16 protein-coding genes and 1 pseudogene are annotated in these 12,150 nt (G+C 54.9%); 5 read left to right on the top strand and 12 right to left on the bottom strand.

The genetic code is table 11. The features are described from left to right. The 4 genes and pseudogenes from HP459_RS16065 to HP459_RS16050 form a co-directional block, all read right to left on the bottom strand. A pseudogene (locus tag HP459_RS16065) lies at positions 1-436 on the bottom strand (transketolase); the annotation flags it as partial. Further along, entirely contained in the window at positions 433-1,824 is a 1,392-nt protein-coding gene (locus tag HP459_RS16060) for a PTS ascorbate transporter subunit IIC (protein WP_017383437.1), read from the bottom strand. The pseudogene HP459_RS16065 and the gene HP459_RS16060, both read right to left, overlap by 4 nt. 21 nt (positions 1,825-1,845) lie before the next feature. Beyond that, entirely contained in the window at positions 1,846-2,118 is a 273-nt protein-coding gene (locus HP459_RS16055; protein WP_003861447.1) for a PTS sugar transporter subunit IIB, read from the bottom strand. Between the two features lie 79 nt (positions 2,119-2,197). Next, entirely contained in the window at positions 2,198-2,641 is a 444-nt protein-coding gene (locus HP459_RS16050) for a PTS sugar transporter subunit IIA (RefSeq protein WP_063150329.1), read from the bottom strand. Positions 2,642-2,877: 236 nt separating this feature from the next. On the opposite strand from HP459_RS16050, the gene HP459_RS16045 reads away from it, so the two are divergent. Continuing rightward, positions 2,878-3,897 (top strand): LacI family DNA-binding transcriptional regulator, encoded by a 1,020-nt coding sequence (locus HP459_RS16045; RefSeq protein ID WP_023300631.1) that lies wholly within the window; start codon positions 2,878-2,880, stop codon positions 3,895-3,897. A gap of 3 nt (positions 3,898-3,900) precedes the next feature. Here HP459_RS16045 and yfcD read toward each other — a convergent pair whose 3' ends face one another. Genes yfcD through yfcF form a run of 3 tightly spaced genes read right to left on the bottom strand, consistent with a single transcriptional unit; the run spans position 3,901 to position 5,775 of the window. Continuing rightward, positions 3,901-4,467, bottom strand: a complete 567-nt coding sequence (gene yfcD, locus HP459_RS16040; RefSeq protein WP_006811396.1) for an NUDIX hydrolase YfcD — start codon at positions 4,465-4,467, stop codon at positions 3,901-3,903. Between the two features lie 55 nt (positions 4,468-4,522). Beyond that, positions 4,523-5,074, bottom strand: coding sequence for a phosphodiesterase (gene yfcE, locus HP459_RS16035; RefSeq protein WP_171936476.1), 552 nt, complete (start codon positions 5,072-5,074; stop codon positions 4,523-4,525). Between the two features lie 56 nt (positions 5,075-5,130). Further along, the gene (gene yfcF, locus HP459_RS16030) at positions 5,131-5,775 is read right to left on the bottom strand and encodes a glutathione transferase (RefSeq protein WP_171936475.1); all 645 of its coding nucleotides are present in this window, start codon (positions 5,773-5,775) and stop codon (positions 5,131-5,133) included. A 140-nt stretch (positions 5,776-5,915) separates the two neighbouring features. On the opposite strand from yfcF, the gene yfcG reads away from it, so the two are divergent. From yfcG to HP459_RS16010, 4 genes are all read left to right on the top strand, one after another. After that, the gene (yfcG, locus tag HP459_RS16025; protein ID WP_022648841.1) at positions 5,916-6,545 is read left to right on the top strand and encodes a GSH-dependent disulfide bond oxidoreductase; all 630 of its coding nucleotides are present in this window, start codon (positions 5,916-5,918) and stop codon (positions 6,543-6,545) included. Between the two features lie 75 nt (positions 6,546-6,620). Further along, on the top strand, positions 6,621-6,989 hold the full coding sequence (folX, locus tag HP459_RS16020) for a dihydroneopterin triphosphate 2'-epimerase (RefSeq protein ID WP_003861432.1): 369 nt from the start codon (positions 6,621-6,623) through the stop codon (positions 6,987-6,989). 13 nt (positions 6,990-7,002) lie between these two features. After that, the gene (locus tag HP459_RS16015) at positions 7,003-7,896 is read left to right on the top strand and encodes a TIGR01777 family oxidoreductase (RefSeq protein WP_032623851.1); all 894 of its coding nucleotides are present in this window, start codon (positions 7,003-7,005) and stop codon (positions 7,894-7,896) included. A 44-nt stretch (positions 7,897-7,940) separates the two neighbouring features. After that, a complete protein-coding gene (locus HP459_RS16010; RefSeq protein WP_063853425.1) occupies positions 7,941-8,450 on the top strand; it encodes a GNAT family N-acetyltransferase in 510 nt (169 codons plus the stop codon). 140 nt (positions 8,451-8,590) lie between these two features. On the opposite strand, the gene hisP is transcribed toward HP459_RS16010, so the two are convergent. The 5 genes from hisP to HP459_RS15985 all read right to left on the bottom strand — a co-directional run. After that, positions 8,591-9,364 carry a histidine ABC transporter ATP-binding protein HisP gene (gene hisP / locus HP459_RS16005; protein ID WP_003861426.1) on the bottom strand — a complete coding sequence of 258 codons (774 nt, stop codon included), beginning with the start codon at positions 9,362-9,364 and terminating at the stop codon, positions 8,591-8,593. 9 nt (positions 9,365-9,373) lie between these two features. Continuing rightward, positions 9,374-10,087 carry an ABC transporter permease gene (locus HP459_RS16000; RefSeq protein WP_003861424.1) on the bottom strand — a complete coding sequence of 238 codons (714 nt, stop codon included), beginning with the start codon at positions 10,085-10,087 and terminating at the stop codon, positions 9,374-9,376. Next, positions 10,084-10,770: a histidine ABC transporter permease HisQ gene (locus HP459_RS15995; protein ID WP_006811404.1), complete on the bottom strand. Its 687-nt coding sequence runs from the start codon at positions 10,768-10,770 to the stop codon at positions 10,084-10,086. The genes HP459_RS16000 and HP459_RS15995 overlap by 4 nt, the downstream gene beginning before the upstream one ends. A gap of 88 nt (positions 10,771-10,858) precedes the next feature. Further along, entirely contained in the window at positions 10,859-11,641 is a 783-nt protein-coding gene (gene hisJ, locus HP459_RS15990) for a histidine ABC transporter substrate-binding protein HisJ (protein ID WP_003861421.1), read from the bottom strand. Positions 11,642-11,865: 224 nt separating this feature from the next. Continuing rightward, positions 11,866-12,150, bottom strand: a 285-nt coding sequence (locus HP459_RS15985; RefSeq protein WP_171936474.1) for a transporter substrate-binding domain-containing protein, incomplete at its 5' end; no start/stop codon positions are given.

Raw genomic sequence — 12,150 nt, 5'->3', positions numbered from 1 at the left:
CGCCAACGATGCAAAACACCCGGTTTGGCCTTTCTGCCAGCTTGTGCGACAGCGCCATGCCGCCTGCAATGGAGATCCCCTGCCCCAGCGATCCGGTGGTGGCATCCACGCCGCGTGTTTTCAGGCGATCCGGGTGGCTTGGCAGACGCGTTCCGTTCTGGTTTAGCGTGCTCAGCTCTTCAATCGGGAAGTAGCCCTTAATCGCCAGCGTGCTGTACAGCGCCGGGCCCGCATGTCCCTTCGACAGCACAAAGTAATCGCGCTCTGGCCAGTCCGGATCGGCCGGGTCAATTTTCATTACCGCGCCGTACAGAACGGCCAGTGTTTCAACGACTGACATGCTGCCGCCGTAGTGACCAAAACCCAGCTGCGTCAGGGATTTCAGCGTCTCAAGGCGGATCTGACGCGCCAGTTCGGTTATTTCATTCTCATTCATGATTTGGCTCCGGGGTTTTCCTGCGCGTTACCGCTGGCAGGTTTGTTTTTAGCGAAGACGTTGTAGGCCACCAGCAGCGCAAACAACACAACAACCAGTCCGGTGATGGCAAGCGGCGACAGGAAGCGCGCCAGGTTGCCGAGCACAATCCCGACGGCGCCAAAGTCGGCGTCCGAGAAGGTCGTATTCGCAAAGCCAATCGCGCCCAGAACAGGCAGCAGCAGGACCGGCAGGAAGGTGATCAGCAGGCCGTTAGCAAAGGCGCCAATCATCGCCCCGCGACGTCCGCCGGTGGCGTTCCCAAACACGCCCGCCGTTGCACCGGTGAAGAAATGCGGCACGACGCCCGGCAGGATCAGCACCCAGCTAAACTGACCGCAGATGAACAAGCCCACAATCCCGCCGAGGAAGCTGAACAGGAAGCCAATCAGCACCGCGTTTGGCGCATACGGGTAGACAACCGGGCAGTCCAGCGCAGGTCGCGCATTGGGCACCAGTTTTTCCGAGAAGCCGGTAAAGGCCGGGACAATTTCCGCCAGAATCAGGCGCACACCCTGCAAGATGATAAACACGCCTGCCGCGAAGGTGATGGCCATAATGATGGCGTACACCAGGTAGTTCTGGCCGCCGCTGAAGGTGGCCTCCACGTACTCACGCCCGGCGCTCACCGCCATAATCAGGTAGATAATCATCATGGTCAGTGAGATGGAGATCGAACTGTCGCGCAGGAAGCTGAGGTTCTTCGGCAGGTTCATCTCTTCGGTGGAGCGCGAGCCTTTACCGACCTTGCTGCCAATCCAGCCGGACAGCACGTAGCCCAGCGTGCCGAAATGACCGAAGGCGATCTCATCGTTGCCGGTAATACGCTTCATATAGCGCTGCGCAATCGCCGGGAAGAAGGCCATAATCAGGCCGAGGATCAACGAACCGGTGAAGACCAGCCCTACCCCTTCGAAGCCTGCGACCGTCAGGATCACGCCAATCATGCACGCCATGTAGAAGGTGTGATGCCCGGTCAGGAAGATGTACTTCAGGCGGGTAAAGCGCGCGACAATAATATTCGCCACCATCCCGAAAGCCATAATGAGCGCGGTGGAGGCACCATATTTTTCCAGGGCAATTGACACAATAGCTTCATTGTTGGGAATAATGCCCTGAATATTAAAGGCGTGCTCAAACATACCGCCGAGCGGATTTAAAGAGCCCACCAGCACGGTTGCGCCGCCGCCCAGTACAATAAAGCCGAGAATGGTTTTAATTGTGCCTTTTACCACATCTGAAAAGGCTTTTTTCTGCGCCACCAGACCAATCAGGGCAATTAACCCGACCAGGACTGAAGGGACTTTTAAAATATCAACAACGAAATTCAGCGTTTCAAGGATAAACATATCCACCTCGCCTTTTCAGGATTATTGTCTTTCGAACCAGGCGCGCAGCTGCGCTTCGAGTTCGTTGATATCGATAATATTGTTGATCACCACCAGCTGGCTTTCCGGCACGCTGGCGCTGGCGGCAATGTCTTTCGCCATTACAAACAGGTCCGCCGCGCCCGGCGTGGCCGAGGAGAGATCGGAGTGTTCAACCTCTGCCTCAATTTCCAGTTTTTTGAGCACCTTTTTAATATTCATTTCGACCATAAAACTGCTGCCCAGGCCGGAGCCGCAAATAGCCATAATTTTCATTGTTATCCCCTTTTTTGAGTAGAGTACGCCCCATCACGCTGACGCGTAATGTTGAGATGTATCGGATTAAATAATTAAATCAGAAGCGATTGATAACGGTTTTTATCTCCTCCAGCGTATTCGCCCGATGTAATTCAGCCATATCTTCGTCGCTGGAAAATAATTCTGCTAAGGCGGAGATCATTTCGATATGGCTATGTTTGTCCGGCGCCGCCAGCATCACAATCACATCGACGGGGTCAAACTCACCAGCACCAAATGAGACGCCCTGTTTCAGTTTTAATAATGACAGGCCAAGTCCTTTCGCCCCTTCTTCCGGTCGCGCATGTGGCATTGCCAGCCCAGGAGCCAGCACATAGTAGGGACCTAACCTGTGATGCTGCTCAATGATAGCCGTGACATATTCCGGCGCAATGACCTGCAAATCCAGCAGCGGTTTCGCGCACAGTTCCAGCGCCTGGGGCCAGCTTTTAACGCTATCCTGTAGGATGATAGTTGTATCATATATCCACTTTTTGAGCATTTTTCACTCCCGCTTAAGACCAGACATGGGCAAACTCTATTCAACCCATCAATTAATGACTGCGATCGCGATCACAAAGATAGCGCTACCAACCACTAACATGCAGAACTGTGATAGCGCTATCAAATTGCTATCCTGGTGCGAAATCACAGCAAAAAAAGGGATTTAAGGCGTATACTGCCTGTCACGTAAAATGAAGGATGAAACTAAATCGCGTCCTGTCAGCAGGAAGATGTATGTCTTTAACCCGAAAACGGCGCAGTACCGGAAAAGTAACGCTCGCGGATGTCGCGCAGCTTGCCGGCGTAGGCACGATGACTGTTTCCCGTGCCCTCCGCACGCCCGAACAGGTTTCCGATAAACTGCGTGAAAAAATTGAAGCCGCGGTGCAGGAGCTGGGTTACATGCCCAATCTTGCCGCCAGCGCACTGGCATCGGCATCGTCATGGACGATTGCGATGGTTGTACCCAATCTTTCCGAAGCTGGCTGTTCCGAGATGTTCGCCGGGCTACAGCAGGTGCTCCAGCCAGCCGGATATCAGATTATGCTGGCGGAATCTCAGCATCGTCTTGAACAGGAAGAGAAACTGCTTGAAACGCTGCTGGCCTCGAACATCGCCGCGGCGATACTGCTCAGCGTCGAGCACTCCGATACCGTGCGACACTGGCTAAAAAACGCCTCTATCCCGGTGATGGAAATGGGTGCAATGCGTGCCGATCCTATTGATATGAATATCGGGATTGATAACGTCGCCGCCATGTATGAACTTACCGAAATGGTGATTCAGCGCGGCTACCAGAATATCGGCCTGCTGTGCGCTAACCAGGAGCAGTGGATTTTTCAGCAGCATTTGCAGGGCTGGTACAAGGCGATGCTGCGCCACCACCTGTCGCCAAACAGAGTGATTAATGCCGCCATGCCGCCGAGCTTTTCCACCGGTGCGGCACAATTGCCGGAGTTTCTGCTGGCGTGGCCGGAGCTGGATGCGCTGGTGTGCGTGTCAGATGAACTGGCCTGCGGCGCGCTATATGAGTGCCAGCGTCGGCGCATCAAGGTGCCGGACGATTTAGCGGTCGTGGGCTTTGGCGACAGCGACGTCAGCCGCGTCTGTCAGCCGCCGCTGACGACGATGGCAGTACCGCATCGCAAGATTGGGATTGAAGCCGGGAAAGCGTTACTGGAACGTCTGAATGACGGAGACTGGCGCGACCATAAACCCATCGCGTCCAGCCTGTGTCTGCGGGAAAGCTGTTAAGGCTTACTCAGCCTCTTCCTCTTTTTCCGCCTTATTTTCCGGTTTAGCGGATTCGTTTTTGGCGTTGCGGGTCATCCACAGCGCCAGTGCTTTAAGGGAATCCGGCGTGAATTCGTCGCAACGCGCGGTGATCTCTTCCGGCGTCATCCAGCACACTTCGCTCACTTCCTCTTCCTGCAAGGCGAAAGGTCCGTGGGAAACGCAGCTAAACAGCCCGCCCCAGACGCGACAATGCTCATCTTCGAAATAAAACTGTCCGTGCTCGGCAAACGGCACGCCAGCGATACCTAACTCTTCTTCCGCTTCACGACGCGCGGAATCCAGCAATACTTCATCGGCCTGCACGACGCCACCCGCTGTGGCATCCAGCATACCAGGAAGAAAATCTTTGGTGTCAGTGCGACGCTGGACCAGAATCTTGCCCATGCCGTCATGAACAACGATGTAAGTCGCGCGGTGACGCAGACGCTCCGCACGCATTTGTTCGCGGCTGGCCTGCGCGATCACTTCATTCTCTTCGCTGACAATGTCAACCCACTCAGTACTTGCCAAATGATTCTGCTCCACCATCGGGAAACCTTCTCGTCTAAGCGCTCTTTCGGCGCGTTTGCAGTTGTGGTGTAACTTACGGATTAATCGCTATCTGCGCAATAACTTGCTGATCATTAAGTGCGATAACGCTTAATGTCCCGTCTTCATACATGCCGTAGCTTGCCGGGTTACCGCCTTTAGGAATGCTGACAGACCCGGGGTTAAAGTGGTAAAACGCCCCGCGTTTTTCCGCCACCGGAATATGAGTATGACCATAAACCAGGACATCGCCAGCGGCGAGTGACGGCAGGTTATCCGGGCCGAACAGGTGCCCGTGGGTCAGGAAAAAACGGCTGTTTTCCATCAACACCTGTTGCCAGGGAGCGGTGATGGGAAATTGCAGCAGCATCTGGTCAACTTCGCTGTCGCAGTTGCCGCGAACGGCGATAATGCGCGAGGCAAAATGATTAAGTTTTTCCGCCACCTGCGCGGGAGCATACCCTTCCGACAACGCATTGCGTGGGCCGTGGTTTAACACATCGCCCAGGATCACCAGCCATTGCGCCCCGCTTTGGGCAAACAGAGATAACACGCGTTCGGTCGCGGGCAGCGATCCATGAATATCCGACGCAAACATCAGTTTCATCAGTTACTCCTCGGGAATTCAGACTGCCCCTATCATACCTCAAGCGCCCCGTCTTATCAGCCCGCGCGCTTAGCAGAGAGTGCCAGATAGCGCTGTACCGACGCGCGTTGCCACTGGAAGGTGGCGTAATCCACCAGCAGCTGTGGGACGTCATCGCCGTTGAGGATCAGGCGATTGAGCATCAGCGCCAGATCGGTGTCGGCAATACACCACTCGCCAAACAGGTTTGGGTTACCCTGTGACAGCAGCGATGACGCGGTATCAATCAGCTTCCGGGCGCTGGATAAGCCTTCCTCGCTGAGGGCGGGCTTTTTGACGCCAGCGAACACCACGTCCGTGGAGCGTTCTGTGCGAATCGGCACCAGGTCGCTACGCAGCCACGCCTGGATCTGGCGGGCGCGGGCGCGCTTTTGCAGATCGTGAGGATAGATGCGTTCCCACTCTGGTGGGGCAAAGCGGTCTTCAAGGTACTCGTCAATCGCTGAGGATTCACTCAACTCAAAACCGTCAATCTCCAGCACAGGGACACGGCGGGTGAGCGCGTAGCCCTGCCACTGAGGCTTCAGGTGTTCGCCGCTGTCCAGGTCAACGGTTTTCAGAGTAAAAGTAAGCCCCTTTTCTGCCAGCGCCACATAAACGCTCATGACATAAGGAGAAAAAAAGTTCGCATCGGACCACAACGTTATTACAGGCTGGCTCATAACATCCTCTTCGGCTGATCGGTTTTCACTCAACATATAATCTCTTTGCCTCGCTGTCACTTGATGAAAACTCACGATTTACAACAAGCACCTATACTGATTTTTCATGGCAACACTATTCGCACTGACAGGAGTTGAGAATGATAGATCTCTATTATGCCCCCACCCCTAATGGCCATAAGATCACCCTCTTTCTTGAAGAAGCCGAACTGGACTACCGGATCATTCGCGTGGATATCAGCAAAGGCGATCAGTTCCGCCCCGTTTTTCTGGCCATCTCGCCCAACAATAAAATTCCGGCCATCATTGATAACCTGCCTTCTGACGGGGGCAAACCGTTAAGCCTGTTTGAGTCCGGAGAGATTTTGCTTTATTTGGCAGAGAAAACCGGCAAGCTCCTGAGCGGGGAGTTGCGCGAGCGTCATCACACGCTGCAATGGTTATTCTGGCAGTCGAGCGGCCTGGGGCCGATGCTGGGGCAGAATCATCACTTTACCGCCTATGCGCCGCAGACGATCCCTTACGCCATTGAGCGATATCAGGTCGAAACCCAGCGCCTGTACGGGGTACTGAACCGTCGGCTGGAAAAATCACCGTGGCTGGGAGGTGAGCATTACAGCATCGCAGATATCGCCTGCTGGCCGTGGATCAACACCCATGAACGCCACCGGATCGACCTGGCCACTTATCCGGCGGTTAACAACTGGTTTGAGCGCATCCGGACCCGCCCGGCAACCGAACGCGCCATGCAAAAAATCCATCAGATTTGAGCCTGTGCCCCGTTGGGTGCAGGTGTTCTCCTCATGTATGATGAGGTAAAAATACTGACACGGAGAAGACCTGCAATGTCCCAGCATGACGCTATTATTCGTATAAAAAACCTACGCTTACGCACATTCATTGGTATCAAAGAGGAGGAGATCGCGAATCGCCAGGATATCGTGGTGAATGTAGTGATCCATTACCCGGCAGACAAGGCGCGCGCCAGCGAAGACATCAATGACGCGCTGAACTATCGCACGATCACCAAAAGCATCATCCAGTACGTTGAGAACAACCGTTTTGCGCTACTGGAAAAATTAACTCAGGATGTGCTCGACATCGCACGCGAACACCACTGGGTCACTTATGCTGAAGTGGAGATCGATAAACTTCACGCCCTGCGCTACGCCGACTCCGTCTCCATGACGTTAAGCTGGCAGCGCCAGGCGTAAACCTGGAGGTTGTATGAAGATCCTGCTCACCGGCGGTACGGGGCTGATTGGTCGCCATCTCATTCCACGTTTGCAGGCGTTGCATCACGACATTACCGTGGTCACGCGCAGCCCGGAAAAAGCGCGCCAGGTGCTGGGCACCGGCGTTGAGATCTGGAAAGGCCTGGCGGAACGGCAGGATCTGAACGGCTTTGACGCCGTCATCAACCTCGCAGGCGAGCCTATCGCTGATAAACGCTGGACCGAAGAGCAAAAACAGCGTTTATGCAGCAGCCGCTGGAACATGACTGAAAAGCTGGTTGAGCTGATTCGTAACAGCGAGATGCCGCCCTCGGTGCTGATTTCCGGCTCTGCAACAGGCTACTATGGCGATCTCGGTGAAGTGGTGGTGACCGAAGAAGAGCCGCCGCACAACGAGTTTACCCATAAACTCTGCGCCCAGTGGGAGCGCATTGCCTGCGGGGCGCAGAGCGATAACACCCGCGTCTGCCTGCTGCGCACCGGCGTGGTGCTTGCTCCGAAAGGCGGTATTCTCGGTAAAATGTTGCCGCCGTTTAAAATGGGGCTTGGCGGGCCCATCGGCAACGGTCGTCAGTATCTGGCGTGGATCCATATCGACGATATGGTCAACGGTATTCTCTGGCTGCTGGATAACGACCTGCGCGGGCCGTTTAACATGGTATCTCCCTACCCCGTACGTAATGAACAGTTTGCTCACGCCCTGGGTCATGCCCTGCATCGCCCGGCGGTACTGCGCGTGCCTGCGACGGCGATTCGGCTGTTGATGGGCGAATCTTCGGTGCTGGTGCTGGGCGGCCAGCGCGCGCTGCCAAAACGGCTGGAAGCGGCCGGATTTACGTTCCGCTGGTATGACCTGGAAGAGGCGCTGGGGGATGTGGTGCAGTGAATATGTTAGAGTTATACGCCATCTCTGGATGATATGGCGTAACTATGGCAACCATCACCACAACCCGGCTTCACCTCACCCCTTTCGAACCTTCTGACTGGGCGTTCTTTCGCTCTCTGCGCGAAGACCCCAACATCATGCGCTATATGGCCGCTATCATGCCTGAAAAAGAGACGCGCCGCGTATTTGCCGCGCGCCTGATGGCGGAGCATGTCTTTGTGATCCGTCTGCATAACGACGTTACGCCGCTCGGGGATATCGGCCTGCAAATCAGTGCGGCGAACCGTGAAGAGGCGGATATTGGCTACACGGTTGTGCCTGACGCGCAGGGAAAAGGCATTGCCAGCGAGGCGCTGCGGGCGGTGTGTGAGTATGCATTTAACCAGACGGGCGTGAAGGCGATAAACGCGTACGTGCTGGCGGATAATGGCGGGTCGGTGCGGGTTCTTGAGAAAGCAGGTTTTGTGCGCACGCAGGTACTGGAGAAGGCGTACGAGATTAACGGCGTACGGTATGACGACTGGGTGTATCGGCTGGAGTGTGGTGCGGTCTGAATGCCGGGCGGCACTGCGTTTGCCCGGCCTACGGTTTTTGTAGGTCCGGAAAGCGAAGCGCCACCGGGCAATTGGGCGGCTCTGCGGCCTGATGCCCTCACCCCGGCCCTCTCCCACAGGGAGAGGGAGAAAGGCCAAACCTACTTCAACGAGCCTTTCAGGAACTGCTGCAAACGCGGGCTTTGCGGGTTCGCCAGCACCTCGTCCGGATGCCCCTGCTCCTCAATCTTGCCCTGATGCAGGAAGATAACGTGGTTAGAAACGTTACGGGCAAAGCCCATCTCGTGCGTCACCACCACCATCGTTTTGCCCTCTTCCGCCAGCTTCTGCATGATGCGCAGCACTTCGCCAACGAGTTCAGGATCCAGCGCGGAAGTCGGTTCGTCAAACAGCAATACTTCCGGCTCCATCGCCAGCGCGCGGGCGATGGAAACACGCTGCTGCTGTCCCCCTGACAGGTGCACCGGATATTTGATCTGCTGCCGCTCGTCGATACCCACTTTCGCCAGGTATTTGACCGCACGCTCGCGGGCTTCCTGCTTGCTTAAGCCGAGCACCTGAACCGGCGCTTCCATCACGTTCTCCAGCACCGTCATGTGGCTCCAGAGATTAAAGTGCTGGAATACCATGGTCAGGCGTGTGCGCAGCAGGCGCAGCTGGTTTTTATCCGCTACTTTAAGCTGACCGTCTTTATCACGGACCATGTTGATGTTCTGTCCGCTCACCACAATCGATCCTTCGCTCGGCTTTTCGAGGAAGTTGATGCAGCGCAGGAAGGTACTTTTACCCGAACCTGATGAGCCGATAATACTGATCACGTCGCCCGCGTTAGCCTCCAGCGACACCCCTTTCAGCACTTCATGTTCGCCGTAGCGCTTGTGCAAATCAATTACGTTTAATTTGTTCTCAGCCATCATAAATTCTCAGTGCGTCGACGGTTTTATATGCTGCAACCAGCGTTTTTCAGCCTTACGGAACAGGCTGATCAGGACGTAAGAAATGATCAAATAGAGCACTGCCGCAATGCCAAACGCCGTAAACGGCTGGTAGGTGGCAGAGTTAATATCGCGGGCAATCTTTAACAGATCAGGTACCGTGGCGGTAAACGCCAGTGCCGTCGAATGCAGCATTAAAATCACTTCGTTGCTGTACGCCGGCAGCGCAATGCGCAGCGCTGAAGGCAGAATAATACAGCGGTAGAGCTTCACGGAGGAAAAGCCATACGCGCGCGCCGCCTCAATCTCACCGTGCGGCACGGAACGAATGGCCCCGGCGAAGATTTCGGTGGTATAGGCGCAGGTATTAAGGGTCAGCGCCAGCACCGTACAGTTCAGACCGCTGCGGAAGAACGCGTTCAGCATCTCGGTGCCTTTCACGATCTCCAGCGTGTACATTCCGGAATAGAACACCAGCAGCTGCACGTACAGCGGCGTACCGCGAAACACGTAGGTGAACAGCCAGATCGGAAACTGGATAAATTTATTGTTCGACACGCGGCCAATGGCGAGAAACACCGCCAGAATGCCGCCCATGACCACCGAGGAGATCAGCAGCCACAGCGTGATCGCCACGCCAGTAAAGCGGTAGCCATCCGTCCACAGCAGGGATTTCCAGTACTCCTGAATAATCTCAATCACAGGTCAGCCCTCTTCACACCCACGGAGTAGCGACGTTCGAGCAGAAGCAGCACACCATTGGAGACGGTCGTAAAGACCAGATAGATTACGCCGCAGACTACCGCAAAATAGAACGGTTCCCAGGTGCTTTTACCCGCCAGCTGCGTGGCCTTCACTACATCTTCCAGACCCAGCAGGGAGACCAGCGCCGTTGCCTTGAGAATAACCTGCCAGTTGTTACCGATGCCCGGCAGCGCGTAGCGCATCATGGCCGGGAACATGATCCGGCGAAACGTTTGTGAGGAGGTAAAACCGTAGGCGGTCGCCGCTTCAATGTGCCCTTTCGGCACGGCCATGTAAGCGCCGCGAAAGGTCTCAGTGAAATAAGCACCGTAGATAAAACCAAGGGTAATAATACCGGCCACCATCGGGTCGATATCGATCTGATCCATGCCGATGGCATCCGTGACGCCGTTAAGTGCGATTTGCAGGCCATAAAAGATCAGCAGCATCAGCACCAGGTCAGGCACGCCGCGAATCAGCGTGGTATAGCCTTCAAATATCAGCGCCAGCGGTCTGTTGGCGGATAACTTTGCCCCCGCGCCCGCCAGGCCTATCAGCACCGCCAGCACCACGGAGCTGATAGCCAGCTCAAGGGTGACAAGCGCGCCCTGTAAAATAACGCCAGAAAATCCGTACAGCATACCGCGTGCCCTGTCGTCTCGTGAGTGGTGGAACCGTGTCTTTTCCCCTCCCGCAACGGGAGGGGCCGCACGTTATCAGACGGGGCGATTAGCCGCCGTAAACATTAAAATCGAAGTACTTTTTCGCCAGCTTGTCGTAGGTGCCGTCCGCGCGCATCTCGGCGAACGCTTTGTTCAGGGCTTCACGCAGTTCGTTGTCTTCTTTCCGCAGGCCCATACCGGTGCCAACGCCAAAGAGTTTTTCGTCCTTAATGGACGGACCGCCAAACTTGTAATCTTTACCCACAGGCTGTTTCAGGAAGCCTTCGCTTGCCGCCACTTCATCCTGGAATGCCGCGTCAATACGGCCTGCCGTCAGGTCTGCGTAGATGTTTTCCTGACCCTGGTAAGAGACAATTTCAATCCCCTTTGGCGCCCAGTGCTCGTTACCGTAGGTTTCCTGCGTCGTACCCTGCAACACGCCCACGCGTTTGCCCTTCAGAGATTCAAGGGTTGGCTGAATGTCAGAGGATTTCGCCACCACCAGACGTGAGTCAGCCGCGTAGAGTTTGTCCGTGAAGGCAATCTCCTGCTGACGTTTTTCGGTGATAGACAGGGAGGACATGATCACGTCAATTTTTTTCGCTTTCAGGGACGGGATTAGCGCGTCCAGCGGGTTTTCAACGTAGGTACATTGCGCTTTAATGCGTTTGCACAGCTCGTTAGCCAGATCGATGTCAAAACCGACCAGTTCTCCCTTCGCATTCTTCGATTCGAAAGGTGCATAGGTTGGGTCAGTTCCAATACGAATTTTCTGCGGAATTGCTGCGAATGCCGCGGTGGCGCTGGAAAAGGCCAGTACCAGAGAAAGTGACAACACCAGTTTTTTCATATCTGTCCTCAACAAACTGTCTAAATACGAGATTTTACGACTACGGGGTGCCGTTAATGTGCCATTAATCCCCTCACTCAGGCAAAGATTAATGCCTCTGAACGGGAATTTTTGCATTTAAAATGCTTAACTATGCACACGGCGGTCCAATATGGTGCATTGCTTGCACCATACTGGAACAACTCCCCTAAAGATGCACCACATCAGTGCATCTCATTCAGGTATTAATCACCGTAGACGTTGAAATCAAAGTATTTCTTCGCCAGTTTGTCGTAGGTACCGTCTTTACGCAGCTCATTAAACGCTTTGTCGAAGGCGGCTTTCAACTCGGTATCATCCTTACGCAGACCAATACCGGTGCCGTCGCCAAAGTATTTTTTGTCTTTCACCGACGGGCCGGCAAAGGCGTACTCTTTACCCGCAGGCTGTTTCAGGAAGCCTTCGCTCGCGGCGACTTCATCCTGAAACGCGGCATCCAGACGGCCTGCCGCCAGGTCAGAGTAGATCAG

Source organism: Enterobacter sp. CM29, assembly GCF_013179605.1.
GTDB classification, from domain to species: Bacteria; Pseudomonadota; Gammaproteobacteria; order Enterobacterales; family Enterobacteriaceae; genus Enterobacter; species Enterobacter intestinihominis.
Note: the sequence above shows the minus strand (reverse complement) of the source record. Positions and strands in the feature narration are given on the sequence as shown.